The 26,359-nt window shown below is 43.1% G+C and carries 27 protein-coding genes and 1 pseudogene; 9 read left to right on the top strand and 19 right to left on the bottom strand.

The window, feature by feature from the left end:
* Positions 1–136: 136 nt before the first annotated feature.
* The 4 genes from V7L20_RS22375 to V7L20_RS22360 form a co-directional block, all read right to left on the bottom strand.
* On the bottom strand, positions 137–1,453 hold the full coding sequence (locus tag V7L20_RS22375) for a recombinase family protein (RefSeq protein WP_334746192.1): 1,317 nt from the start codon (positions 1,451–1,453) through the stop codon (positions 137–139).
* A gap of 192 nt (positions 1,454–1,645) precedes the next feature.
* Positions 1,646–2,005 carry a VOC family protein gene (locus V7L20_RS22370; RefSeq protein WP_334746191.1) on the bottom strand — a complete coding sequence of 120 codons (360 nt, stop codon included), beginning with the start codon at positions 2,003–2,005 and terminating at the stop codon, positions 1,646–1,648.
* 152 nt (positions 2,006–2,157) lie between these two features.
* A complete protein-coding gene (locus V7L20_RS22365) occupies positions 2,158–2,637 on the bottom strand; it encodes a nuclear transport factor 2 family protein (RefSeq protein ID WP_334746190.1) in 480 nt (159 codons plus the stop codon).
* Positions 2,638–2,683: 46 nt separating this feature from the next.
* On the bottom strand, positions 2,684–3,313 hold the full coding sequence (locus tag V7L20_RS22360) for an MOSC domain-containing protein (RefSeq protein ID WP_334746189.1): 630 nt from the start codon (positions 3,311–3,313) through the stop codon (positions 2,684–2,686).
* Positions 3,314–3,346: 33 nt separating this feature from the next.
* Here V7L20_RS22360 and V7L20_RS22355 point away from each other — a divergent pair.
* Positions 3,347–3,583: pseudogene (locus V7L20_RS22355) on the top strand (hypothetical protein); the annotation flags it as partial.
* 542 nt (positions 3,584–4,125) lie between these two features.
* Here the strand turns inward: V7L20_RS22355 and V7L20_RS22350 are convergent.
* Positions 4,126–5,214, bottom strand: a complete 1,089-nt coding sequence (locus tag V7L20_RS22350; RefSeq protein WP_334746188.1) for a mevalonate kinase family protein — start codon at positions 5,212–5,214, stop codon at positions 4,126–4,128.
* Between the two features lie 143 nt (positions 5,215–5,357).
* Here V7L20_RS22350 and V7L20_RS22345 point away from each other — a divergent pair, with 143 nt between their 5' ends.
* Positions 5,358–5,891, top strand: coding sequence for an isochorismatase family cysteine hydrolase (locus V7L20_RS22345; RefSeq protein WP_334746187.1), 534 nt, complete (start codon positions 5,358–5,360; stop codon positions 5,889–5,891).
* Positions 5,892–6,047: 156 nt separating this feature from the next.
* Here V7L20_RS22345 and V7L20_RS22340 read toward each other — a convergent pair whose 3' ends face one another.
* From V7L20_RS22340 to V7L20_RS22330, 3 genes are all read right to left on the bottom strand, one after another.
* On the bottom strand, positions 6,048–6,368 hold the full coding sequence (locus V7L20_RS22340; RefSeq protein WP_334746217.1) for a GNAT family N-acetyltransferase: 321 nt from the start codon (positions 6,366–6,368) through the stop codon (positions 6,048–6,050).
* A gap of 12 nt (positions 6,369–6,380) precedes the next feature.
* The gene (locus V7L20_RS22335; RefSeq protein WP_334746186.1) at positions 6,381–6,533 is read right to left on the bottom strand and encodes a hypothetical protein; all 153 of its coding nucleotides are present in this window, start codon (positions 6,531–6,533) and stop codon (positions 6,381–6,383) included.
* Positions 6,534–6,840: 307 nt separating this feature from the next.
* Positions 6,841–8,568 carry a peroxidase family protein gene (locus V7L20_RS22330; protein ID WP_334746185.1) on the bottom strand — a complete coding sequence of 576 codons (1,728 nt, stop codon included), beginning with the start codon at positions 8,566–8,568 and terminating at the stop codon, positions 6,841–6,843.
* A gap of 674 nt (positions 8,569–9,242) precedes the next feature.
* Here V7L20_RS22330 and cpeB point away from each other — a divergent pair.
* The 5 genes from cpeB (at position 9,243) to V7L20_RS22305 (ending at position 12,753) form a co-directional block, all read left to right on the top strand.
* Positions 9,243–9,797 (top strand): C-phycoerythrin subunit beta, encoded by a 555-nt coding sequence (gene cpeB, locus V7L20_RS22325; RefSeq protein ID WP_334746184.1) that lies wholly within the window; start codon positions 9,243–9,245, stop codon positions 9,795–9,797.
* Positions 9,798–9,877: 80 nt separating this feature from the next.
* A complete protein-coding gene (gene cpeA / locus V7L20_RS22320; protein ID WP_334746183.1) occupies positions 9,878–10,372 on the top strand; it encodes a C-phycoerythrin subunit alpha in 495 nt (164 codons plus the stop codon).
* 160 nt (positions 10,373–10,532) lie between these two features.
* Positions 10,533–11,828, top strand: coding sequence for a HEAT repeat domain-containing protein (locus tag V7L20_RS22315; protein ID WP_334746182.1), 1,296 nt, complete (start codon positions 10,533–10,535; stop codon positions 11,826–11,828).
* Positions 11,829–11,890: 62 nt separating this feature from the next.
* Entirely contained in the window at positions 11,891–12,505 is a 615-nt protein-coding gene (locus V7L20_RS22310) for a HEAT repeat domain-containing protein (protein ID WP_334746181.1), read from the top strand.
* 44 nt (positions 12,506–12,549) lie between these two features.
* Entirely contained in the window at positions 12,550–12,753 is a 204-nt protein-coding gene (locus tag V7L20_RS22305) for a hypothetical protein (protein ID WP_334746222.1), read from the top strand.
* A 56-nt stretch (positions 12,754–12,809) separates the two neighbouring features.
* On the opposite strand, the gene V7L20_RS22300 is transcribed toward V7L20_RS22305, so the two are convergent.
* The 5 genes from V7L20_RS22300 to V7L20_RS22280 form a co-directional block, all read right to left on the bottom strand.
* Positions 12,810–13,721, bottom strand: a complete 912-nt coding sequence (locus tag V7L20_RS22300) for a HEAT repeat domain-containing protein (protein WP_334746180.1) — start codon at positions 13,719–13,721, stop codon at positions 12,810–12,812.
* A gap of 355 nt (positions 13,722–14,076) precedes the next feature.
* The gene (locus V7L20_RS22295) at positions 14,077–14,316 is read right to left on the bottom strand and encodes a hypothetical protein (protein ID WP_334746179.1); all 240 of its coding nucleotides are present in this window, start codon (positions 14,314–14,316) and stop codon (positions 14,077–14,079) included.
* A gap of 210 nt (positions 14,317–14,526) precedes the next feature.
* Positions 14,527–15,276 carry a phycoerythrobilin:ferredoxin oxidoreductase gene (locus V7L20_RS22290; protein ID WP_334746178.1) on the bottom strand — a complete coding sequence of 250 codons (750 nt, stop codon included), beginning with the start codon at positions 15,274–15,276 and terminating at the stop codon, positions 14,527–14,529.
* Between the two features lie 68 nt (positions 15,277–15,344).
* Positions 15,345–16,076, bottom strand: a complete 732-nt coding sequence (locus V7L20_RS22285; protein WP_334746177.1) for a 15,16-dihydrobiliverdin:ferredoxin oxidoreductase — start codon at positions 16,074–16,076, stop codon at positions 15,345–15,347.
* Between the two features lie 193 nt (positions 16,077–16,269).
* Positions 16,270–16,857 carry a phycobiliprotein lyase gene (locus tag V7L20_RS22280; protein ID WP_334746176.1) on the bottom strand — a complete coding sequence of 196 codons (588 nt, stop codon included), beginning with the start codon at positions 16,855–16,857 and terminating at the stop codon, positions 16,270–16,272.
* Positions 16,858–16,954: 97 nt separating this feature from the next.
* On the opposite strand from V7L20_RS22280, the gene V7L20_RS22275 reads away from it, so the two are divergent.
* Positions 16,955–17,761 carry a pentapeptide repeat-containing protein gene (locus tag V7L20_RS22275; protein ID WP_334746175.1) on the top strand — a complete coding sequence of 269 codons (807 nt, stop codon included), beginning with the start codon at positions 16,955–16,957 and terminating at the stop codon, positions 17,759–17,761.
* Positions 17,762–17,833: 72 nt separating this feature from the next.
* Here V7L20_RS22275 and V7L20_RS22270 read toward each other — a convergent pair whose 3' ends face one another.
* The 3 genes from V7L20_RS22270 to V7L20_RS22260 all read right to left on the bottom strand — a co-directional run bounded on the left by V7L20_RS22270 (position 17,834) and on the right by V7L20_RS22260 (position 20,166).
* Positions 17,834–18,040, bottom strand: coding sequence for a hypothetical protein (locus tag V7L20_RS22270; RefSeq protein WP_229488591.1), 207 nt, complete (start codon positions 18,038–18,040; stop codon positions 17,834–17,836).
* Positions 18,041–18,600: 560 nt separating this feature from the next.
* The gene (locus V7L20_RS22265; RefSeq protein WP_334746174.1) at positions 18,601–19,260 is read right to left on the bottom strand and encodes a HEAT repeat domain-containing protein; all 660 of its coding nucleotides are present in this window, start codon (positions 19,258–19,260) and stop codon (positions 18,601–18,603) included.
* 42 nt (positions 19,261–19,302) lie between these two features.
* On the bottom strand, positions 19,303–20,166 hold the full coding sequence (locus V7L20_RS22260; protein ID WP_334746173.1) for a DUF1838 family protein: 864 nt from the start codon (positions 20,164–20,166) through the stop codon (positions 19,303–19,305).
* Positions 20,167–20,283: 117 nt separating this feature from the next.
* Between V7L20_RS22260 and V7L20_RS22255 the strand changes: the two genes are divergently transcribed.
* Positions 20,284–20,865: a phycobilisome protein gene (locus tag V7L20_RS22255; RefSeq protein WP_334746172.1), complete on the top strand. Its 582-nt coding sequence runs from the start codon at positions 20,284–20,286 to the stop codon at positions 20,863–20,865.
* A 379-nt stretch (positions 20,866–21,244) separates the two neighbouring features.
* Here V7L20_RS22255 and V7L20_RS22250 read toward each other — a convergent pair whose 3' ends face one another.
* The 3 genes from V7L20_RS22250 to V7L20_RS22240 all read right to left on the bottom strand — a co-directional run bounded on the left by V7L20_RS22250 (position 21,245) and on the right by V7L20_RS22240 (position 25,918).
* On the bottom strand, positions 21,245–23,191 hold the full coding sequence (locus V7L20_RS22250) for a response regulator (protein WP_334746171.1): 1,947 nt from the start codon (positions 23,189–23,191) through the stop codon (positions 21,245–21,247).
* An 8-nt stretch (positions 23,192–23,199) separates the two neighbouring features.
* Complete coding sequence (locus V7L20_RS22245) at positions 23,200–23,574, bottom strand: response regulator (protein ID WP_334746170.1); 375 nt, start codon at positions 23,572–23,574, stop codon at positions 23,200–23,202.
* 169 nt (positions 23,575–23,743) lie between these two features.
* Positions 23,744–25,918 carry an ATP-binding protein gene (locus tag V7L20_RS22240; protein ID WP_334746169.1) on the bottom strand — a complete coding sequence of 725 codons (2,175 nt, stop codon included), beginning with the start codon at positions 25,916–25,918 and terminating at the stop codon, positions 23,744–23,746.
* Positions 25,919–26,359 lie beyond the last annotated feature (441 nt).

Here is a 26,359-nt window from a genome sequence, read left to right as displayed (position 1 = left end):
ACGCCACTTGCTACCCTACGGGAACGCTAAGAGCGAACAAGTCAGGAAACCGCTAGGGTGCAGTGGCTCCCCAACCTACACAGTTTAAGGTTTTTAGGGTTAACTGAACTGTATTGCCTCAGAAATAGCGTTTTAATTAAAAAATAAAAATAACTTGGAGTTTTAATTCTTTATTCTCAACAGTAATGTCAATTTGCCTGATAAATTCTCGAAAGTAAAATCTTCGCTCTGTTTCTGACAAATCTAACCAAAATTGTGGTATTGAGACAGCTTGAGCAACAGAACGCAAGTTGACTGGGGGAAGAGTTGCTAACTTTGCTTCGAGTGCAGAAATTTCTGTGCGGAGTTTGTAAGCCCTTAACTTTGCTGTTTCAACATCTAAAATTCCAGTTTCAATTAAAGTAGGTAACTGAGCAAGTATTTCTTGCTGACGAGCGATCGCTTGCCCTAAACTATTCTTGACTGCATCCAACTGGGGAAAATTCATCCCCGCTACAGCTAAGGGTAAGTTACAGCAAACGGTTTCAATTGTATGTTCTAAAACCTCTTGGTAGGGAATAGCCTTACACTTGGGGTGTTGAGGACAGCTAGTAGAACGTAAATAAAGATACTCCTTATCTTGATTGCGTTGGGTGACACGAGTAACTGTCAGATGTGACTGACACTCAGCACAGACAACCAACCCAGCTAAAGAACGCCTAGCACTAGCAGTTCGGGATGGTAAACGGCTGTTACGGCGTAAAAGTCGGTCAATTTGGGCAGCTTCTTCTTTAGAAATTATTGGAATATGGGTATTAGAGATAATTTCACCATTTTGGTAAGCTGTATTACCGCGATAAACTGGATTAGTTAGCCAGCGTCTTCCTGTGGTGACAGAGATTTTTTTGCCGTATTTTTTCGCCAAGTAACGAACTGAACCCCGCAGGGAACCATAGAGTAAAAAGTGTTCAAAAAAATCTTTGACTACTGGTGAAGTACTGCGATCAATAGTATATTTTCCGTTACCTCTGCGATAGCCGTAGGGAACTTTGCCCGGTGGCGGTGCAACCTCAAGACGATTACGGGCGTGTCCTTGACGGATGCGACGGCTACGTTGCTGACGTTGGATTGCGTGTAGCAAATTCAGCAAGTCTGCGCCCAGAGGATAACTTTCGGAAGTGTAGGGTTGCTCTGTGGCGATTATCGCTACTCCCATTACTTCGAGTTGATGTAAGTGATCGCTAATTTCCTCTACAGTATCCCCTAATTCTTCTAACCGACGAATCAAAAGATAATCTGCTGGTTCAGTTTCGCAATCAGTAAATAATTGTTGTAATTGCCTTCGCGTAGCGTGTCCAGAAGACTCTGGTTTACCCAAATCTTCATAAACCCGATCCACCTCCCATCCCCAATCAGCTTGATCGGGAGTAGATTCTAATAGCGGATTGGTGTAAGAGTAGGCAATTATTTTCATTGGTCATTTGTCATTGGACAATTCAATTTTAGATTTTGGATTGACGATAGCGCAGCCTATAAAGCCAACTCTTAAAGACGCTACGCGTAGCTTGCTTAAGAGCAGGGGTACGCTTAGAGCGAGTCTGCGAACGGCTTTTAGATTGAAATTAATCCAAAATCCAAAATCTAAAATCTAAAATTCATACTCCCCTCACTGCTGACTCAACTCAACAATATTGCCATCAGGATCTTGAGTGAACAGAGCAGGGCGGCCTGAGGCACTGGGTTGAATGGGATAATTATGATTGAGCAATTCTTGTTTGGCGGTATCTAAGTTATCTACTGAGAAGGCGAAGTGGGGGTTGCGCCCCCATTTTTCGTTTGGGTTTTCGGTGGGGACAGTAGGTGCAACTATCAGGTGAATTTGATAGTTGCCGACTTGATACCATGCACCAGCGTATTTCAGGGAACGATCTATTTTGGCTAATCCTAAGATTTTGCCATAAAAGTGTTCAGAGCGTTCTAAGTCAGTCACGAGAATTGCTGTATGGAGACTTTGGGTAATCTGCATCGTCGGTAAGTGCGATCGCGTTTATTTAAATTTTGACGTAGTTTGATATCTTGCAGGGAGTGGAGGTATTTCGCCTTTCTTCCTGAAACAAACGCAGCACGAATGCTTCGGCTGGAGTTTTTCGTTACTTGGACGTAAGTGCAATCTAATTCTCAAAGATTAAGGTTGGACAATCCGGGATGATCGTTGGGACGACGACCAAGTATCCAGTGATATTTGCGTTCGCTCTTTAAAATTGGCAAGTCGTTAATGCTGGCAATACGCCATCGCATGAATCCGTGTTCGTCAAACTCCCAATTCTCATTGCCGTAAGAGCGGAACCAGTTGCCGGAATCATCATGCCATTCGTAAGCAAATCGGACAGCAATTCGGTTGTCTCTAAAAGCCCAAAGCTCTTTGATCAGACGGTAATCTAATTCTTTAAGCCACTTACGGGTCAAGAACTCTACGATCGCCTCACGACCAGATAGAAATTCTGATCGGTTGCGCCAAATGCTATCTGACGTGTAAGCAAGTGATACTAGTTCTGGGTTACGTGTATTCCAAGCATCTTCTGCAATTCGGACTTTTTGGATGGCGGATTCATTATCAAAAGGCGGCAGGGGTAGTCGAGGATTTTCGTGGTTATTCATAATGCATATTTATAATGACTTTTCCTTTCTCTTGATTCTGGCGCGTTCATTGTCTCTGGAAATAGTCGCGCCAACTTTGGGGTAAGGCTTCAAGTTGAGCAGCACGGCGAAGTAACTCTGGATTGTTCTGATCGCGCACATAAAGTTGAGTGATATTGGCAACCGTGATATTATTACTATCCCGGCTGATCAACTCTAAAGTGTCTCCGGCTCCAACTTCGCCCTCCTGCAAAACACGGAAGTAAAATCCGGTTCGACGACTTGCGAGAAATTGTTTAACTATATTAGGTTGTCCAAAGCGAATCCCCAATTTGTAGCAGGGCAAGCGAGGTTGTGTCACCATTAATGTTACAGTGCCGATACGAAAGCGATCGCCAATGTTCACTTCCTCTTCTCTAAGTCCGGTGGTCGTAAAATTTTCGCCAAATATGCCTAGCGACAATTCTGTGTCAGGCAATTCACCTCGCCAGTAATCGTAATGCTCAAACGGGTATAGATAGACTGCTTTATCTGCTCCTCCATGAACGGTTAAATCAGCCTGTCCATCTCCGTCTAAATTAAGCGATCGCAACATGACGCGATCGTTAACTGGCTCTTTAAAAATTCCAGTAATAACTGTTTTCCCTTTCCAGGTAACTTCGCGTGGAAGTCCGACGTTGAGAGAGATGAGTTTCATGTTTAACTCCGAAATTTTGGACTGTATTCGATCAAAAATACACGTTTACGTCATTATCTAGCACGCTTACACCGTAAAACATTGTGCTATTCCAAAGCACTAGATATGCTTAAATACTCAATTCGATTGTTACTTCACTATTTAAAGTATAGGCAAATACCCGTGTTTAACTGGTTCATTCCGCATTTATGCAACGCCAATAGGATTGTTCCCTGGGGTCCCTCATCCAGTCACGAGGTTTTGTCATTTGTCCTTTATAAACACTTTTGACCGAGGATATAGCTCAACCAGTGCAAAATCCCTTAGATAGTGACAATATTTTAAACTCGCTCAAAACCTTACTCAGTAATATAGAAAAGCTACAAAAAGTCCGGCAATAAGCCAATACGGTTCAGTTAAGGCTGTCTAAAGTCAATTTTTTTAACGAACCGCAGAGGCGCAGAGAACATACAGAGAAGAGAGAAATGGTTAACTCAACTGTATTGGGCAATAAGCAGGTTTCAAAAAGAGAGAATTACCACATCAACTTTTTTACATTCATTTAGCTCTGTATATTTTTGGTTGAAAATCGAATTTTCAATTTAAAAAACCCTGGTTTTTACCAGGGTTTTCTTTTATATGCGGTTTACTAAATGCCAGCTAAAAACGTTTGCCAGCGCTTTCTATACACATTATCATCGCTCAATCATTTGCTCAAAAATACCGCAGAACTACCCAATTTTTACCCATCTTACCTGGGTATTACCTTAATACTTTCTTTAGATTTGCATACCCCTCTATCGCAAACTTATCAAAAACTTGACAAACATCCTCTAATGCTTTTTGTCCTCAGCTAAGTCAATCATAGAAGTTGGTAGTTTTGAAATAGTTAACTGTAACGCTTGCATTTGAGGAAAATCTCGCTTAATAATTTTGATAGCTTTTCTTTGACTCTTTTGATTTTTAACGATTAGTTGTGCAGTGCCATCGCCCTGAGAACCTACGCCTTTTCCTCCGAAGATATAAGGCTCAAGTGGCTCGTGATGAAGAAGGAGATGCAGCTTTTTTGCAGTTAATTGATCAGGACAAGCCGGAACTACGTACTGATCAAATTCCGCTTGGGCTTTTGTCATTAAAGCTCCAAGAAGTTGAGCATCTCCTCGTTGTATTGCTTCAACTGCCGCCTGGGTAATTTCAGAGCTAATAGAACCAAAATATTTTTGAACATTTTGCTGTATTGGATTAGTAGCAAAAGGATAACACTGATTCAATCTTTGTAATATTTCTTGTGTGTTTTTGCTACCGCCGAGATCGACAATTATAAAAAACAAATCCTCACTAACTTTCAGTTCGAGCAGGTCGATTTCTTCACCATCAAATATCATCAATATTGGGCGATTTCCATAAGCACAAGCCTGATCCATACGACCGCAAAGACTAGGAGTGGTTCTTTCTCCCAGGTAGGCAAACTCCATTTCTTCACGAATTGTCATTTTCAAGTCATACAGACGATTAAAAGCCCTCGCAATCAAAACGCAAAAGGCAGCACTCGAAGATAATCCCTTTTGGATAGGTAAGTCGGTTAGATAATTATCAACCTCAAGTCCGCCGACACCATAGTGAGTCAGAATTTGATATGCCGTACCAGCAGCATAACTAAAAAAACCGCCCTTTGTTGCTATGCATTTCAGGGTATTAGATTCCATAGGTAATCTTAGTGGTCCATAACCTGTGCCATCATTAAGAGAAGCACGAATAATTAACTCAGTAGAATTTGGTTTGACATCAGCATAAATTCCTTGATTAGTACCAACAATTAAGGTGTAGCCCTTTTCGATATGAGGATTAACACTGCGATATTCTCCTGCCCAATCGCTATGTTCTCCGAACAAACAAAGACGCCCTGGAACAAAAATTCTCATTTGAAGTTTCCTGTTGTTAATCGGCGTATATGTTATCCTGATTAACTTGAATCAACAAGACACCACTTATCACTCCAATAGCCAACATTAACAGTTTATAATATTGCTTTATTTAAAGTTGTAACTCTTAATCCAAATCAATTATGGCACAAATGAGCGAAATACTTCTTGTAGTAGATATGCAAAACGGGTTTATGTCGGAGAAATGCAGACATGTTATTCCTACTGTAATTAAACTAATTGAGCGTTTTTTAGCGGCTGGTAAACTCGTTGGATTCACCAGATTTATCAATACTGCTGACAGTAATTATGTCAAGCTAATTCATTGGTCAAGGTTGATAAAAGAACCAGAAACAAGCATTATTGATGAACTTCAGCCATATATAAATAATATTTTTGATAAATATTATTACTCAGCGTTTACAGAAAAATTTTCGAGTTTTATTTTTCTTCATCAAATCAGCAAAATATATCTTTGTGGAGTTGAAACTGATAGCTGTATTTTAAAAACAGCAATTGACTCTTTTGAGCGTAGTATTGAACCAGTCATTATCGAGGATGCTTGCTTTAGTGATGGTGGTCAACAGGCACATGATGCGGGTATTTTTTTGCTGAAACGTAATATAGGAAAAAACCAAATTAAGCTGACTGATGAGGTGATTGAGAAGATGTCATAAGCTGTTCCACATCTAATTTACATTTTGAAAGTGAATGTCTTTAAGTTCCAGCTTGTGTTTGTTCTTGCTCTCAATTCGTTCATATAGTCACCGAATTGGTTTTATTGGCAAACGTTGCTAAATTTACCACATAAACTTGATCGTTTCAATAGAGCTTTAGAGCTTTTTCGTCATAAATACGCTATTTAGATCATCAATGTAGTCAGCAAAAGGGCCTCGGTACTCGAACCCATATCGTATGTACAAGGCTCGTGCTGGGGCAAACTCTGGAATTACCCCTGTTTCTAAATTCAGGCGATCGTAACCACGTTGTTCGGCTTCTTTGATAATGTGTTCAAGAATCTTTGAGGCGACACCCTTACGTCGGTGAGCCTTGGCGGTACGCATTGATTTGACTTCACCGCTTCTTGAATCTAGTTCTTTGAATGCCCCACATCCCAGTAATTCATCCCCCTGCCAAGCCGAAAAGAAAGTAATATCAGGCGATGTCTACGATGGGCTACGCCTACGCAATGCCTCTAAATCAAGAGCATGAACGCTTTGAGGTGGGGTAATCTCGTGCATATTTTCAAGATGTTCCCTCATCAGGTCAGCGATCTCTTTACCTCTGAGGTCATTTAAGCGAATTTGCAATCTACTCATCTCCTTAATTTGCTAAGGAATTCTACAGTTTTTTAACGGATTCGCAAAAGTCCCCACCCTACTTATACCAATTCACTAAAATTCTGAAACAGATGTAAACCCTCAAAGGCAAGTATCTCTAAGTTTTTTAATTGTGAACTTGTACTGAGCGACTTGTGCCGAGCGTTCGCGTAGCGTCTAGTAGAGAAGCCGAGGTTAGCCGAAGTATTGTGAATTGGTATTAAAGGTGGGGATGGACAGAGGGCAACGACGATTGCATCTTTGAGTAAATTTTTCCTGCAAAAATATAAAATATAGAAGATCCAGATTAGAGTTTCAATGCGTATTTAATCAAGTCGGGCATATCAAATTTCTTTTTTTTACCGATTTCGGGTGTCCATGCAGGTGCTTGACGCAGGAACGAGTGACTGTCGTGTAAAAGCAAGCCTACAAATGTTTCTAGGACTATTCGACTACCAACTTTACCAAGGCTTACTGGTGTTTCAGGTTTCCCCCCACCTTTTTCTCGCCAATTATGGGCAGCTTCAGCCAATATATAGTACCAGAGTGGAGCCTTACCACTAAATTCACTATGGATAGAAGACAGGATTGGCAGTGCATCAAACTCCTCAGAAGTAGTGGCTTTCCCTACTTTTAGTTCTTTATCGCTAAGAGGTTGATACCCCATTGCCCTTGCAACATCTTGCCCTGATGGCAGACCCATAGACATTCCACGCAGAAGGTTTCGGAAGGCTAGATTGTTAAATTGTCCTGCTTGAGGCTGAGGCTGAAGTTTACTGATGTCATCTAGTGGAGGTTGCTTATCAATCTTAGAAAACTCTGGCAGGAACGCCAATGGATTAACCAAAGAAGGATCGATTTTGTAAGCAGGCTGAGTGCGATTCTTATTTTTACGAGAATCCTTATCTCCTGTTAAGTCGAAAAATAAATTCCAGTCAATTCCCCATTCCTGTGGAAATTTGTCAAACCCATTAAGTCCACGTTCTTTTAGACCAGCAAAGATGAATTGCCGTCCGTCAATACCTCGCGCCTGCTCATTAGGAGTGGTATTATCAGGATTGTTACCGCCTGTAAGCTTAGTATTGAGACGATAGATAGGGCGCACCATTGAATGTCCAAAACGATAAGCCGCAACCGCAAACTCAATGGGCATAAAAGCATCATTACGCGGTTTATAGAAGTGTAAACGTGGAGGATACTCAAAAATTGAGCCATTATTATTTAAGTGGGGAAGGATATCTTTGTATACATCAGAAGAAGTAATTCTCGGTAGAAAATCGTTGAGTACTACATACTGATAATGCCAGCGTAATTGACGCTGAATTTCGGTAAAATCCCAATTTGAATGCTCGTCTGCAAGTCGGTTGTGAAATTGTAAAAATACTCCGTGTAATTGAGAAACAATGACATTTTCATCATTGCGCTTGTCTCCAATGAGTGCGCGGTGATGTTCACCATCATCATCAGTCCAGGTATGACGTGGTAAATCTTTGGCAATAACTTTGCCTTTTAAACCTTCTAATAAATCGCGTCCCAACTGAAATTTGCGACCGTTTGCTGTATACATATAGGGTTGATCGTCAGGTCCACTGCCATAAACAGAATCTAGATCTAGGGCTGGGGTTCTAAAATCTACTAAGGCATTGACATCGTTACGTTGCTGTAAGCTGCTGGCAGGATCAAAGGTAATGTCGTGGTCGATAAACTGACCGAAGTAGGTGTACCCCGCATCAATACCGCTATTTTCTTCATCATCGTGAAGACGACTTTCACGGGCTTTACCTTGTTCATCAACATCTTCACGAGGAGCTGTGGGTAAATTGTGCTCATCTTTTTCTGGCTCTGCTGACATTCGATTTTCTTCTTGACCATCGCCTGCTAACTTCCGTAGAGCCTCTTCAGACCAAGTGGCTGCGGGTAAGCTGCGGAAAATTCGCCCAAAGCGTCCCTCAAATTGTGGGGAACGAGGATTAAAGCTTGCTCCACGAACACCACCGTGTGAAGAACTGGTTTTATTTGGTAAGTGAGTACTCATATATTCATTCCTGAAAACTAAGACAGTTGCCTGATTATTTATTATCGGATTTAAGAGCTTAAGACTTAAGTACAGTGCAAAGTTCTTTATGTTGATTGACTAAGCCTTGTATTGCCCCTACCACAACGAAAAAAAGTCGGCGTTGCTGAATTAAAGTATGAATCAGGATGTAGAGACGTAGCAGTGCTACGTCTCTACAAAGATTTTGGTATTATGCAAAATCATTTTCATACATGGAATCAGCAACGCCAAAAAGTCAATCCTGTTACATGTAACAGAAGTTGATTGAGGATTTATGCAAAAGCATTTGAAATAACTAGATTACAGCAGTTTTCATGTATTTGAACCACATCTGTTATAAGAGCGCAAGGCCTTGCGCCCCCAATACAGTTCACTTAAACATTTTTAGGACTTACGCACTCGTGACGAAAAACTAAGCCTTTGCGATTACTTCGCTTCTCTACGAGATGCTTTGCGAACGCTGGTAATGACGTAAAATCTTAGTCCGTGCGTAAGTCTTATATGTTTTGTGACTGGGGATGGTTTGTTAAGGATTATTACTTAGTTTCTCATAACTGAGACTAAGATAGGTGTCATCTTTTATCTTCTATATTGTCTTGTTCAGGGAACAGGCAATCAAGTTTCAGAGAAAACCAATTTTTAAGGAGAGCTAAATGCTTGACGCTTTTTCTAGAGCTGTAGTTTCAGCAGATGCCAGCACTTCTAGCGTATCTGATATTGCTGCCCTCAGAGCCTTCGTTGCTAATGGTAACAGACGTTTGGATGCTGTAAATGCGATCGCTAGCAACGCTAGCTGTATCGTCTCTGATTCTATTGCTGGAATGATCTGCGAAAACCAAGGTTTGATCCAAGCTGGTGGTAACTGCTATCCTAACCGTCGCATGGCTGCTTGTCTGCGCGATGCTGAAATCATCTTACGCTATATAACCTACGCTTTATTAGCTGGTGATGCTTCAGTTCTAGATGATCGTTGTTTGAACGGTTTGAAAGAAACCTATGCAGCTCTTGGCGTACCCACCACCTCTACCGTGCGTGCCGTTCAAATCATGAAGGCCTGTGCAGCTGCTCACATTCAAGACACCCCCAGTGAGGCTCGTGCTGGTTCAAAATTACGTAAAATGGGTTCTCCTGTTGTAGAAGATCGCTGCGCTAGCCTAGTTGCTGAATCTTCTAGCTACTTTGATCGCGTAATTTCTGCTCTGAGCTAAGGAACTTGTGATTCGCAATTCACTCAACAGATTGACATCCAACACAGTTTAAATTAAAAGCCTTTTGGGAGATTTAACAAATGAAATCAGTTGTTACTACCGTTATTGCATCTGCTGATGCCGCAGGTCGTTTCCCCAGCACCTCTGATTTAGAATCAGTACAAGGTTCTATCCAACGTGCTGCTGCTCGTTTGGAAGCTGCTGAAAAGCTAGCTAACAACCTTGATGAAGTCGCAACCGAAGCTTACAACGCTTGTATCAAGAAGTATCCCTACTTGAACAATGCTGGTGAAGCTAATTCCACCGATACCTTCAAGTCCAAGTGTGCTCGTGACATCAAGCACTACATGCGCCTTATTCAGTACAGCTTGGTAGTTGGCGGTACTGGCCCATTGGATGAGTGGGGTATTGCTGGACAACGTGAAGTTTACCGCGCTTTAAGCTTGCCTACTGCTCCTTACGTTGAAGCTTTAAGCTTTGCTCGTAACCGTGGTTGTGCGCCTCGTGATATGTCTGCTCAAGCATTGACTGAGTACAATGCTTTACTTGACTACGCTATTAACTCCCTCTCCTAGTTAGTTGCCAAACTTGTCATTTGGTGGTAAGGATACATTGTGATCCACAAGCCTGGAGGTTCTTGGCTCTTTGCTTTGCCTGTTAAGGTTGAGTAATGGCAAAGAATCTCTGGGTTTGTTTTGTTTTAATAAGATTGGGCAAGTTGATATATATAGATATATGGATAAACGCTTTTTTAATTTTTTTAATCTCACAGAAGACCAGGCGATCACTCTTTTGGATACGCCTCAAGACCAATTGAGTGAGGATGATTCACGTTATATTGCCGCTTCTCATTTAATCAATTTTCCCACAGAGCGATCAATCAACGCCCTGCTCCGGGCGGTGCAGCGCACTGATCCCTCGTTGGATAACCGCATCGTCCGCCGCAAGTCGGTAGAGACTTTGGGGCGACTGCAAGCTAAGTCAGCCTTACCAGTGATCCGCACCTGTCTTTTTGATGAAGACTGCTACACTGTGGAAAATGCTGTTTGGGCGATCGGTGAAATTGGAACTCAAGACCCCGACATATTAAAAGATGTTGCTCAATTGCTAGACAAGCCAGGGCAAACTTATCGAGTGATTATTCACACATTAACAAAGTTTAATTATCAACCTGCCCTGGAACGAATTCGCAAATTTGTAGATGATGCCGATCCACCGACAGCTAGTGCGGCAATGGCCGCAGTTTGCCGTTTAACTGGCGACTATTCCCAGATGGGCAAGGTAGTGGCAATGTTACAACACCCAAATGTGTTAGGACGGCGGTTGTCTATCCAAGATTTAATGGATGCCCGTTACTATGATGCAATTCCCTATATTGCCCGATGTCCAGTATCTTTGGTGTTTCGGCTGCGAGGAATTCGGACATTGGCAGAAGTCGGCATCTGTGCGGGAGCAATTACTTTTGCTACGATTCAACCTCATTTAGAGCAGACGTTATACGACCACCCAAATGATCTGAGTTTGGTGCATAGTTACCCAAGTCCTCCCACTTTACCAGTTCTGATTCGGGGATTGTATGAAACAGACTTTGGGCGCTGTTATTTGGCAGCTAAAACCATTCTTGACCATCACGCTGATGCTGCTCCTGAGGCTTTGTTTGCCACCTACGCTGAAGAAGCAAATAATGATTATGGTGCCCACTTCCATGTGATCAAGCTGTTCGGTTGGTTAAAACATTCCCCAGCTTACGATTTACTAGTTGAAGGCTTGCATAATAAACAACCACAGTTTCAAAAATCACGGGCGGCAGCAGCGATCGCTCTTGGTCAACTCGGCGATCCACGGGCAATTCTCGAACTGAAACCCTGTCTAGAAACCAAAATTTGGGATCTGAAGTATGCAGCATTGATGGCGCTAGAAAAACTTGGTGATACCAGTGGTTATGAACAAGTCGTCAACGATGATGATTGGCTGATTCGCGAAAAAGCCAAGTCACAGCGACAGTACCGAGTGGTGAGCGCTGAGTGTTGAGTTGAGAGATTAATTGCACATTAATTGCACATTTTTGATAATTTATTTATTAAAACCTTGTTATGTCCACAGAAGAACTATTCCAACAACTGAAACACCCCAACCCCCACTTACGCGACCAAGCAATGTGGGCATTGGCTGAGAATGCCGATGAGACAACTATTCCCCGGTTGATGAGTATTCTCGATGAAGAAGATACCACCTATCGACGAGCTGCCGTCAAAGCTTTAGGAGCGATCGGCCCTGATGCAGTGACTCCTCTAGTTGCAGCCTTACTCAATAGTGATAATGTCACCGTCCGGGGAAGTGCCGCCAAAGCACTGGCACAAGTCGCCATTAATCATCCAGATGTTCCCTTTGCAGCTGAAGGTGTGCAGGGTTTAAGGACTGCTCTCAATGACCCCAATCCTGTAGTGAATATTGCTGCTGTCATGGCTTTAGGTGAAATTGGTTCTCCCGTGGTAGATGTTTTGATTGAAGCATTGCAAACCACAGATAACCCAGCGCTGGGAATCTCTATCGTGAATGCCCTTGGCTCGATTGGTGATAGCCGAGGTGTGGAAGTGCTACAATCTCTCATTCAGGATGAATCCACCGACTCCTATGTACGCGAGTCTGCCACTAGTGCATTATCTCGCCTAGAAATGACAATGAAGTTTGCTCGGAGAGAAAAATAATACCCACAGGCAGAAAAATAGCTTGGTAGAGGGAATTTCTGTGGTTGTTAAAATATAAAAATAAACCACAACAAACTTCCTTTACCCTGATAAGCGTGAACCTCCAAATCGGCAAAGATAAACCACAAGAAAGTACCACTACAAATATCGCTCCAGAAACAGAAAAAATTCTCTGTCCTCATTGTCAACGCACAGCGACAAACGGCATCAAATGTAAGGGAATTTGCGTAGCTGACAGTGATTATTAATAGACGGCAGCTAAAATTAACAATTGTTGTAGGCAGCAAACAGCTGAACGGGAATATTACCAATCATCTGCTTCGGACTGGCGTTCAATTTGCGCGATCGCTAGTTTAGCCAGAACCCGCACCACCTCTTGTTCGTCATTAAGTAGCGGCTGTAATGATTTTAATGCGGTGCGATCGCCAATTTTACCAAGAGAATTGATTGCTGCTTTCCTCACATCTAAATCAGTATCTTGAATTGCCAGAATTAAATGCGGCACAGAGGGAGGATAATTTATTTGTCCCAAGGCTGCGGCTGCTTCAGTGCGGATGAGCGCTTCTGGATCAGTCAGAGCAGAAACCAGAAGGTTGCAGGACTTTTCGTCTGACTGTTCTTGCGCCACATGACCAAAAGCCCCGATGACAGCACATCGGACATCCAAAGAGGCGGCGTTCAATGCTTTGTATAGATGGTCTGCTGCTTCCGATCCAATAAACGCTAACGCCCATGCGGCAAGACCTTTAATATCCTGTGGATGCTCATCTGATGCTAAAATTTCCAGCAACGCTGGTACAGATGCTTCTCCTGTTCTAGCCAAGGCTCCGGCAGCTGAACTTCTGACTACTCTATCTTCATCATTTAGAAAAGCATGAAGCAAGTTTGGCACAGCACGCGGGTCAGATATGATAGTGAGTGTCTTGGCAGCAGCCCGCCGCACAACTACATTGGAATGATTTGCCAGTGCTTCTATGAGAAATGGTGTTGCTGCTTCACCAATTTCACCCAAGGTTTCGGCAAACCGCAGTCGCACCATTCCCCGTGGATCTCCTAAACCCTCCACTAGTTGTTTAAGAACTTTTTGATCTGTAGAATCGAAGGTTTCTAGTGTAATCTGCTCATTTACCCTGTGAACCAGATCATCATTTTCAGCTTGCACTCGCAGGATCGGATCATCAACTGCTGGAGCTTTGGAGTTGAGCGATTGACTCATGACAAATTTCCTATCACCGTTATTGTTAAATGATCTAGTACAGGGGGCGTGGAAATAAACCTCCCCTTAAATCAGTGAACAGTGAACAATGAACAGTTAATCATTGGAAGCAGTCAGGGATTTGAAGAAAGACACCAAACACACCACTTGTTATAAGTGGAGGACTCTGACTCCCAACCGACAAATTAACTGATAACTGATAACTGTTCATTACAGCCAGAAAGGCTAAAACTAAAACTTTTTGACTTTTGACTTTTGACCCATCGACTGTGCTCAGGGTCAAGGCTGAGCGAAGCCGAAGCCTTGACTTTTGACTTTTGACTTCCCCAAAGGGACTGACTTTTGCCTTGCTGTACTAGTTACCGGATACCAGACTAGATTGCTGCTGTCGTAGTGACTCAAGAGTTGCATCTAGCTGGGCAAGCTGAGGTTGCAGGCTAGCAAGTGCTTGTGCTTTCATAATTTTGGCACGCTGCGCCATTGACAAGGTATCGTTAACCAGGCGTTCTCGATATTCTTCTAATTCAGCGATCGCTTCTGTCAGTTCTTCAGGGCTGGCTTGAGCGCTTAAGGTGAGTTCTGTAGTATCAGCCATATCCGTTGTGTTTCCTAAAAGTAGATTTAAAATGCCTATGTTCGATTTTCTCAGATTCAGTTACCAACAGACAAACCTTTTCGCTCGTCCTGGTTCTACCTTTGATACCAACTTCGCATAGGTAATCTTGTTTCAAACTTATAGAAGAGTTTATCAATCAAGATTTTCAATTCTATTATCCAAAATCTAAAATCCAAAATTGGTATTTCTTCATCTAATAACTGATGCCAGCTTTCTTTCCAAATCGAATAAAAACCCGTGGATATATTCTTCTGTCCACTCAGCACCGTAAAAACGGGTGAACATTCCCCGTGCTGGGTCTTTTTCGGCTCGATAGCGGAGATAACGCAGTTGAGCCTGTTCAATGTCTGCTAAATATTTAGAATCGGTTATCGGTTGCGCCTGGTCAACAAAATCCAGGTAGGCTTGTAGATAATCTTTGAAGGCTGCAAACACATGGGTTTCCACTACCTCAGTTTGCTGGGGGCGCGTCCAGAGAAAGGCGGGTGAGAAAAAGGGCTGGGCTTCTTCGGGAAAGTCGCCTCCCCAAGGTAGATGCTGCTGATGTGCTTGAAAAGTTGTCAGGATAGGCTGGGTATACTTTGCCTGATACCCCAAATCATCTCGAAATAGGGGTTGCATATCGAGGGCAATTAAGTGTCCTCCTGGCAAGGTAACTAAATCTGCGCCAAAGAAGGGCAAATCGTAATTCAGATGGGGGAAAATAACGAAATTTAATACCTGAAGTGAGTTACCCCCCTGTACATGGGCGGCTCGTATTTGCCGGAGTTTGGTAGTTTGATAGGCATAGCTAGTCGTTAAGACCTCTTGTTGATGTTTGCCTTTGCCCACTGTTGCTTGCTTCGACTCAAACCCTTGAGGAATTGCATAAGGCTGCAAATTCAAACGTTCTTGCAAAAGGGTGATCGCGTAATCTAAAAATGGCTGATAGAGAGTCAATGTCGCTTCGCTCCGAATTCAAAATTAACAATCACCATATTTTGTTGTGGTGATGTCGATTTAAATCACTATTTAACTGCACTAGCTACTAATGGCACAGCATCCTCAAACAAAAATTCATGCAAAAATCGCTCTGACCATTGATGTCCAAAGTAGCTACTGAACAAACCAGATGCCGGATCGCGATCGGCACTATATTGATCGTAGTCTTTTTGCGCTTTGACAATCCGTTGAATATCTGACTCGTCGATTAGAGGTTCAGCTTGGGCTAGCATTTGCCAATACAAATTCAAATAATCTTTGAATGCTTCAAAGACCCTTGTTTTTACTGTTTCTACATCGGTTTTGGCAAATAAGAGATATTTTGAGAAGTACTGATTAGCATCGTAAAATTTCATTTCCAAGCCTTGTGCCAAGTCTGGATATTTCTCATGCAATGTCTGCAATGGATGTATATACTTCTTCAAGTAAGTTTCATCTTGAAATAAAGGCTGGAAATCCATCACAATCAGGTTTTTCACCTGACCGAAAGAGAGAAAATCAATGCCGAGTAAGGGCAACTCGTATTTATGACTGGGATAAATCACACTATTAAGAATCTGGGCACTTGCGCCTGCATCAATGTATGTATAGCGGATTTTTCGCAACTGTGGACACTGATAGCACCAACTCTGAATTGTGGCGGGATTTCTACCGCGATCGCTCACCTGATACTCTAGTCCTGGGGGAATTGGGCGACTCTCTAATGTAAACCGTTGCAAAAGCGATTGTTCCAGATGCTCAAGGAAGCACTTATACATAAAATTTAGAGATTAATTTGCCTTAACCCCAGAGAATACGGGATTCTCAGATACGCCGTCTCGAATATGTTAAACAAAGTAACGATCCTTAACGTTAGCATTAGGTGATGGTGCAATGCTTACAGATAGCGATCAACAGAATTATGGACTAGAACCGACAGCAAGTCCTTCAAGATTATCAGCAACCAGACGATCATACGGATGCTCTAGATAAATTGTGTTGCACCATTTGTGCTAAATTTGCCTCAGTTAAATAGCGTCGTTCAGAACAATAGGTCATCAAATATACTCCATTCATCATCCGCACTGTGCTGACGCGCACCCGAAAATCATCGGTCATGAACCAGCAGCGTTCTTGACCTTGGTTGGTTTCATATTCGGTATCGATGGTTAAAATGCCATCTTGTCCAAACCAGTAACGGCTAACTACCGGAATTCTTTCCACATAGCCTTGGTTGCGGAGCAATTTTCCCGATCGCCCTGTTTGATCATCTGGTACATCAATTAAGACAGCGACACGATCCAGATTGGGTTCTTGATCGTCGTCATGTTCTTGCCACATAAAGCTAGCAGCTCCCTTAGCACTAGCTAGATCAATACCTTGCGGCTGACAAATTGCTTTTACCCGTGGGTCATCAAGTGCGATCGCGCCTACATAAAGCTTGGATTCTCCCGACTGATCCGGCACCGTATCAAAGTGATGCACCGTGCGCTGGGTAAACCAGACCCCTTCACTCTTACTGAAAAACTCCATCATGGTCATTGGTGGTACAAAAGGCATAGCTGATCCTCTAATAAAACTTGATCCTTTCTTAGACCCTAATGATTGTAGATGGGTCGCGGTACAATACCCCTAAATAATCTCACGATTTCAACCCATGATCAGCAGGGAAACTCATAAGACACCCCAAGAGGTTTTGGCTGTCCTCAAGGCAGGGTTTGCTCTAACTCAAGAAGATTTATATCAATTCAACCTCAGTGGTTTAGAACTGCAAAGAGCTAATTTGCATCAAGCTACTTTGATTCGAGCGAATCTTAGCAAAGCGGATCTGAGTGCAGCTGATCTCAGTGGTGCTGATTTACGGGCAGCCGATCTCAGCCAAGCGATTTTAAGGGATGCTAATTTAGAGGCAGCTTGTTTGTATCGAGTCGATCTAAGTGGCGCAGATTTACAAGGAGCTATTTTGACCAACACCAAGCTGCAAGGGGCAAGATATGATAGCCAAACCCTATTTCCCGAAGGCTTTAATTACAAATCCTCTGGGGCGATTGGGCCAAATGCCTATTTGAATGGTGCCCAGCTGAATACAGCCAACTTGCGTCATGCTGATTTGCAAGGTGCAAATATGTTGGGAGCATATTTAGGGGGGGCTGATTTAACTCGTGCTAATCTTCAGGGAGCGCGGCTAAGTCAGGCTGACTTACGGAAAGCCTGGTTGCCAGGAGTATCTTTACGCAATGCTCGCTTAAATGGAGCCAACCTCGCAGGAGCTGATTTACGAGCCGCAGATTTGACTGGCGTTGATTTCGAGCATCTTGAAAGCATTGCTGGAGCAGATTTTACCCATGTTCAAGGGCTGAGTGACGAAATGCGATCGCGCCTCCTTAGCCAACCTGCACAAGAGCTAGATACACCACACGTTTTAACCCGTCGCACCACACGCACCAGCCTAGAAACTAAGTAAGTAGGAGGCAGGGAGACAAGGGGACAACGAGGAGAAACAATTCAAAGTTATTTCCTATTCCCTATTCCCTTCTTAAGATTTAGTTGCTGTCCAATCTTTTTTCAGCAACGCCAGAAAGGTAGCAATTCCTTTAGAAAATCCTTGGGGGTCGGGTAGAACATACTGCGGAAATTCCTCATACGGCCGCCACGGCTCTGAGGAATTATGCCGCAAGTGCAAAACGCGATCGTCCCCTTCTAATTTCCAGAGCATTTGACCGCCTGTGGGAATTTCAGCCATTTGTTTCTCCTATGGTGCAAACAATAATACTTAGTCACAGTTTGCTCTTTCCCAATTCTGCCAGTCTAAATATTAATTTATGTCAATCTTGCTACAATTACTATTGACTTTTGTGTCGAATTGCTGTATAGACATGGATAATTTATAGGTATTCTTCACTGAGTTAGGCATAACTCAAAGAAATAGTTTTCTTCTCCACCTGGAGGTGGAGTCAACTTATTGGTGTCAACTTAATGTATAAGCTAGATTTGGCGAACTTTCCAGGTTTCACCCTTACCCCCAACCCCTCTCGCAATTTTGCTAGAGGCGAGCAAATTCTCCAGTTCCCCGAATCCCAAGTTGGGAGAAGAGGTTAAGGGATGAGGGCAAAACGTCCTTCAAAGCAGATTTTTTTTAAGTTGATACCTATGGAGTCAGCCCCTTCCCTACGGGACGCACTCGTGTTCGGGGAAGTCAAAAGTTAACACTGAGCGACTTGCCTTGAGCGCAGTCGAAAGGAGTCAAAGTGTCAAAAGTCATTTTCCCTTGCCCCTGCCCCCTGTCCCTTGTCCCTTTGCTCCTCAAGAGATTAAATTTTCCATTGCCGCCCCTACCACCCGATGATCGGCATCCTGTTTCAGTTGGGACAGGGCTTCCTTGGCTTCAGAAGTATTAAACTGCTTGAGAGCATAAGCAACTCGTACCCGAATATATTCAGACTCAGAATTTTTCAGGTTTAGGAGTTGGGACAAAGCTACCTCAGACTGACGGGAAGTCGCCAATGACCCCAGCGCATCTACAGATGCTTCTTGGACTGTGGCATCGTCACCTTCTAGCCCCAGAATACAAACCTCTACAACTTCTTCAGGGCAATCCATTTCTACCAGGGCTGATGAAATACTGCGACGTACTAACCAGTGATCGTCTCGTAAAAATGTCTGCACCAGATGAGAGGCTGAAATTCTGCCAAATAAGGACAACGAGTTAGACGCTTCTGCTCGGACATTGGGGGTGTTATCAAACTTCATAATTTGCAACAGAGCAGCAAAGGATTCTGAGGTTTTTTGCTTACCTAACTCTCTAGCAACAAAGGTTCGCACCAGAAACTCTGGGTCTTGGATATGGCGATTGAGCAAAGGAAAAGCGATATCAGCCGGATAATCTTGCAGGGCAGAGATCGCCTTCAGGCGGTATTGAAAATCCGAGTTTTGCAGATCAGTTTCGATTTGACTGAGATCCATAAAATTGACACTCTGAAATTAAGTTACAGTTTCAAACCTTTCTCAAAGCCCTTCAGGAATGGGAAAGCGTTCTCCTTTGAGGTAAGCGGCAAAGTGCTGCCTAAAGTACAGTGTACTGGTCATATTTGGTTCGTTACTCTGGTCAGGTGTAAATTCATATATCGGCACTTGTTCGCGAATCAGTTGAATCAGATTAGGATGGAGTTGTTCAAAGGATTCAACCCGAGTCGTTGTTGTCTCAAATCGTAAGCGGGCTGGATGACCATAGCCCAGTTTCATCCAGGGTAACCAGGGACAGTCTCGCGCCCAAGTGGCTGGAGGAAGATCCTTCACCTCTGGCCGGGAAATGTGACTGGTGAAGTATTCTGTCCCATTAAAGGTTTCACCGGGACAATAATCTCGGTATTTGGGATCTACTGCTAATGGATGAGGATAGGTCAGGGGAATTTGTACGACAGAGGTAACATAGTCTTGTCCTTTGGGAATCACCGTCATTTTCGGCCGAACAGCCCCCTGCACTATGCGATTGGCAATATGCACGATCGCTACAGCAGAACTGGTTGAATCGGGCTGCCATGTATGCAGGATTTCTTGGGTCTGTGGATCGCAAAATAGACCTAACTCCCGATTGATCCGGTAACCTACCTGTTGAAACTCAGGATCGGGACGAATGAAAACCTTGGTTGCATTCATGCTAATAATCGAGAATAATTTCTGCTGTTGGCGTAGACGTGTTGGCGTTAGCGTCTCTGAAAAAGAAGCTTCTCTACCAGAAGCGGCTTGTCGCCAGACATCGCCTGTTTCTTGCCACAAGACTTCTCCCTCCCAGCGATAGTAAAGCTGCTGACCATGATGCTTTCTATAGAAATCAAGGTTATTAACTATGTAGTCTTCTGAATTGTTCATAGTTTGCCTTTCGAGTTTCCTAACAATTTACCGCTACAGTGTTACTAATAGCCCTGCTGGAAATTTCAAAAAGGGCAGGAGTTCTAACTTTCAACTAGTCTATTAATAATTTTGACCATGACTCAGCCACAATTGAGTGAAAAAGTTCGAGAACTGATTCAAAAAGCAAGGATTGTCAGTTTTGCTACTTGGCAAAATACCCATCCAGCAGAGGCTATTCAGCTATTCCAGGCGGCTGACAATCAAGGACGCTATCTTACTGATGAAGATTTGCAGCAGATTCAGCAACTTGTATCAGCAAATACTGCACTCATTGCTATAAGTCAGGGACTACGCGATCGCGTCCATGAAATAGTAGATGAAGCCAGAACCCAGGTAATAACTACATTCCCTAACATTACCCAACTTGGTGGTGGACTCTACCCAGCAGTAAGAGCAGACGCCTGCTGGCGTGATTTCTGGCACTTCTTACGCTGTATTACTTACGGCATCGCCGGACAGCACACTGACTATACCAGCACCGAAGGATTGCACTATATGCAACTGTTGTATGAAGAATTGCAAGTACCATTAAATGCAATGATTGTAGGGTTAGAAGGTATTAAAACTGCCAGTTTAAAGCGAGTGGAACCCGAGCAGCAAGCGATCGTTGCTCCCTACTTCGATCATCTGATTGAGGAATTAAAACAATTTCGTTAATTGTTGTTGCGATGGCTTGCCAACGCCAATACGGTTCAGTTAAGGCTAAAACTCTTAGTGAAAGTGAATTTTTTTAACGAACCGCCAAGAACGCCAAGGACGCAGAGAGAAGAAATAAATTCTTAACCCAAGCGTATTGTTGCCAACGCCTGCCGTAGGATGCGCGAAGGGCTGTAGGGCGAACGGTTGGGGTATCAAGGGATTGAGGACAAGATGACAAAAGTTAGAACTTGCAACGCTGTCTTTCCCTTCCCCTTGTCCCCAATTTTCCTTGTCCCCTTGTCTCTTGCCAATGCCCAATGCCCCTCAAAAGTGCTGACTGGGGAGTAGACAGAAGGGAGAATAATTCCTAACTCCTAACTCAACTCCTAACTCAGCCTTATTTTGCCCAAGCCTTAACTCTTTGTAATCGTCGCAAAATTCGGTTAGCTAGTTCGACTCCCTTAACGGGTTTACACAGATAGTCATCAGCACCAACACTAAAAGCTTGATTCTGACTGGCGGAATCTGTCAGCACACTCAGAAATAAAACTGGCAAACGCTGCCAAAGAGGGTCACTGCGGAGAATCTGGCAGAGTTCAAATCCGCTTATCTGTGGCATATTGATATCTAATACTAGGGCATCAGGGGTGACAGCTTCCAGTACTCTCCAAAATTGTTGCGGATCGGCAAGAGTTGTGACTTTAAATCCCCAGGGTTTCAGTAGGGTGGGAAGAGTATGTAACCAGTCTTGATCGTCATCAAGAATCATCACTTTCTTGGTTATCTCAGTACCGCGCAACAAGTTTAATGCTGTGTCAATCACCTGTTCAGAAGGAATTGGTGCTGTCAAAAACAGTTTTCCACCCCGTCGCATTGCCTCCAAGCGATCGCACAATTCATTGCGATCGCTAATCACCACAATTGGCAAGCCAGGGTAACGCTGTGCTAATATCTGCAATGTTTCCCAAAAATTACTTACTTGGTTAGTATGGGGTTTGGATGGAATTGAGGGAAAATGTAACAGTATGATATCAGGATTTTGGTCTAAGCTATCAAAAACTGAATCTCTTGTGAGCAAAGCTTTAGCCATATTCTTCAGCATCGGCGCAATCTGAATGCGAATTCCTCGGCTTACCGCCACAGCTTCTAAGGACTGGTTAAACTCGATATCCAAACTCACAATCAGTAAAAGCGGTAATTGCCCATTGGGAACCTGAGACAGTTGAATCAGTGTAGTCTGCTTAATGTCTTGCTGGAGATCCATTACCAGGGTTTTCATCAACGGCGCGTGTTTCGGTTGTAGCGGTTCTTGACCACCCAACCAATACTCTAACTGCCGTGCGATATGCATTGTTTTGCTTAACCCAAAGATTCCCAAAGTCCCTGTCAGTTTGTGAGCAACTTGTTGCGCCTGTCCTTGTTGTTGGGGTTTGAGTTGATTTGTTTGTAAGTCTTTGACAGCTTGTAACAAAATCGTCATCTGGTCAAGACTTTTCGGTTTTGTAGTTTTCCAAGTCTCGTTGAGAAAAGCCAAGTATTGTTGTTGGGAATTGTTAGGAAGACCATAGTTTGGCAAATCACTCAACGTTTCTAGAGATACAGCTACTTGAGAGTCACCCGCAGGATTATTTACAGCAGGTGTTGCCGATTGAGTAGTTGATTGTTCTGTGCTTGGTGCTTTTAAGTAGTAACCCCGTCCATGCATAGTAGCGATAAAATCATGAGGCGCACCGGCTGCAACTAGCTTGTGTCGCACCCGACGGATATGAGAACGTACTGTGGCCTCAGATGGAAAATCTTCTGAAGACCATAATTTATCTAGAAGTTGTTCACTACTAAAAACATGCTGACAGTTTTGCAGCAAAAGTTCTAGCAAATCATACTCCATCGTTGTCAACTTCAGAGGGCGACCATTGTAACTCACTTCACAACTACTGGGATTAAGGAGTAAATCCCCCCAAGTTAGTAAAGGAAAGGGATTGTTACTTCCCCGTCTCAGCAATGCCCGAATTCTGGCAATCAGTTCTGTGGTATTGAAAGGTTTTACAACATAGTCATCTGCACCTGCATCCAATCCCTGCACTTTAGCAGTAATATTATCTTGAGCCGTAAGTAATAGAATCGGGACGGTGTATCCCTGTGTCCGCAGACGCTTGCATAAGCTGATACCATCCAACTTCGGCAGCATGATATCGAGTACAATCAGGTCATACTCAAAGGTGGAGCCATAAGTCCAACCCATTTCCCCATCTTTAACTACATCTACAATATAGTGATGGGTTACCAGATTTATAGTTAGGACTTTAATTAATAAGTCGTCATCATCCACAAGCAAGATTTTCATTGATGCGGCTACCAATGGAGGATTCTACTAATTTGCTCCGGTAAATTCAGGGAGTTAAAGGGTTTTGTAATGACACCACTAACTCCCAAATCATTAAACTGCCGCTTTTCTGCCGTTTGTGCTTTGGCAGTTAAAAGAATCACTGGTATTTTTTCTGTTTCAGAATGAGACTGGAGTTCTTTGAAGGTAGTAATACCATCCATATCTGGCATCATCACATCCAACAAAATCACATCAGGCTTTTTGGTTTGGGCAGTCTGGATGCCTTCAAAGCCAGAACTAGCTGTGAAAACTTCCCAACCTGCTGCCATTTTGATGCCAAATTGCACAACGGTTTGAATGGTTTCTTCATCATCAATAATTAAAATCCGCTTTGTATGCATAAGGGACTTCCAAGAAATAAATTATCCAATTTCACCGAATTTAAAACGATTTTCTTTCTCCCTGCGCCCTCTCCCCCAATCCCCACTCCGTGGGGGCCCCGAGTCCCCCTGCCCCCCTGCCTCTATAGCGATGGTATACTTTTTTATTTGAAAGTCCCTAAATCCCCCTTCATGAGATATTGACCCACTCAAGGGTAGGTAATGTGAATGCAAAGGTGCTTCCACACCCTGGAGTACTCTCAGCCCAAATTCTGCCGTTGTGCTGTTCAATAATTTTGCGACAAATAGTCAGCCCTAAACCAGTACCACCTTTTTTGCGGGAATCTGATGAATCTACTTGTTGAAACCGTTCAAAAATCCGTTCGAGTTGGTCAGCAGGAATGCCTTGCCCTTCGTCTCGCACCCGAAATACTAATTCTTTGGGGAGGTTTGGAGAGCCTTTTCCTGGTTCTACTGTTAGCCAAACGGTGGAACCAGGTGATGAAAACTTAATAGCATTACTGAGTAAATTTGTCAAAGCTTGCATGATATAGTCTGCATCTGCCCACACTGAGATATCTTGTGGTTGTTTAACCAGAGTTATTTCATGCTGCTGTGCCATTGCTTGCATTGCCTCTGCTGCTTGGATCATCAAATTAGCAGCATTACAGGCTTGGCACTCCATGATGACTTTGCCAGACTCAATTCGCTGTAAATCGAGGACGTTGTTGACTAAACGCACTAACCGTTCAGTACTGTCATCGGCAATTCCTAGCATTTGTTGTCCTTCGGTGGAGAGACTACCCAATCGCCCTGTAGCTAAGATTTTCAAGGCACTGTGCAACGAAGTTAAGGGAGTCCGCAATTCATGGCTAATTACAGAAATGAATTCATCTTTCATCCTTTCAATGGCTTTGCGATCGCTAATATCACTACTCAAGGCGAAAAATCCCTTGACCGTGTTCTGGTCATCTACATCTGGGATGTAAGTTACATCAACTGATCGCCAACTCCCATCTTTTAAAAGAATATCATTTTCATAGTTAACGGCTTGCCCAGATAAAGCTGTTTTTACATAAACTTGCATTCTTCGGTAGCAATCTTCTCCCCAAACCTGACGCAGATGGGAACCATAAATTTCTTTAGGAGATTGTCCCAGCCAATCTTGATATGCTTGATTATTAAAGCGATATTGTTGTTGATCGTCCACATAGGCGATCAGTACTGGCAGTGCATTGGTAATTAAGCGCAATTGCTCCTCACTCTGTCGCAGTGCCGCTTCTGCCTGCATCCGCACATTAATTTCCTCTTGCAATTCTGCGGTGCGAGCTGCTACAACCTCTTCTAAGCGTTCTAGTAGTTGAGCTTGAGATAAAGCAATACTGATTTGATCGGCCAGTTGTTGCATTAATTCCAACTCAAAATCTACCCAATGGCGAACCCTGTCGCATTGGTGCGCGATTAACAAACCCCAAAGCTGATTCTGGGACTGGGCATTGAGGTTTTGCACAATCGGTACAATTAATTTGGCTTTGATCTGGTATTGATCGACAAATTCCACTAAACAATCTACCAAGCCAGCCGCCGGATCGTGGACATTCGCGATCGCACGCACCCGTCCCTGAGCATACAGTTGTTGATACTCTTGGGGAAAAACTTCTTGCGGAAATTCCAGATCCATCAGTGTAGGATAGTCTGGTAAAACTGATTCGCTGATGGTTCTTCCTGTACGATCCGGCAATACGTGATAAATTAGCACGCGATCAGCTTGCAGAATCCGTTGCACTTCCGTGACGGTAGTATGCAAAATTTCCTTTAGCTGTAACGACTGGCGAATTTTCAGCGTCACTTCCGAAAATAATTCTACCCGTTGCTGTTGCTGTCGTAATTCTGCCTGCATTGATTCCCGACGCTGACTAATATCTCGTAATAACAGCAGATGACAGTGGGGAAGTACGTTAAATGTTAAAGTATACTCCATCTCTCGCTGGTTCTGAGCAGAAGATGAAACTAACAGTTCCCCCATCAATGATTGTCCCGGTGAAAAACTAAGAGAGTTGGGTTGATCAACAAATTCCGCAGTGATGAAGTTAGCTAAAGCTTGCCCTTTAAGTTGCTGAGGCGGTACACCGAATAAATCACAAGCCGCAATATTCATGTCTACAAAACATAAGCGATCATCAATTAGGGCGATCGCATCACGGGCGTTTTTAAATAAAATTTGAATCAGACGCTTGTAAGTGCGTCGTTGATGTTTAGATTTTTTCGCGCCAGATTGCTTTAGCAAAGCCTCTGGCAGAGAAGCTGTCGGTTCGCGTAGCGTCTCAAAGCGAAGGAATCGCTGCTTAGAAGAACGTTTAGACACCTATATCATTCGTCAAACCTTATTATCATACCTCATTTGTCAATAAGCAATAGTACTTAAAATATCCCTAAATTTGGGATTAGAAACAAAATTTTTAAGCAAGCGATGCCGTACCACTTGCCTACGGCACGCTGCACGAACGTGGAAGCAAGTTACGCAAAGCATTTTTAAAAGTTAGCGGACTACGCCTACGCTTAATCTTGATACCGATCATTTATTTTTGCTCCATCAGTTCAGGACAAAAGTTAATATCGTAACCTTTGCTGTTTCTGAATTTAAGCAAAATTACTAATTGACAAAAGTGATGTTATCTAAAACTCTCACGAATGCACCATGATATAAGAATCGTTTGTGCAAATTGAGTGCAAAATTCTCTGATTTGATTATAATTTACAAATCTTGATGTTCATCGTTACACGCTCATAAGAAAATGATCATAAC

It is taken from the genome of Nostoc sp., from assembly GCF_036916735.1.
In the GTDB taxonomy this organism is placed as follows: domain Bacteria; phylum Cyanobacteriota; class Cyanobacteriia; order Cyanobacteriales; family Nostocaceae; genus Nostoc.
Note: the sequence above shows the minus strand (reverse complement) of the source record. Positions and strands in the feature narration are given on the sequence as shown.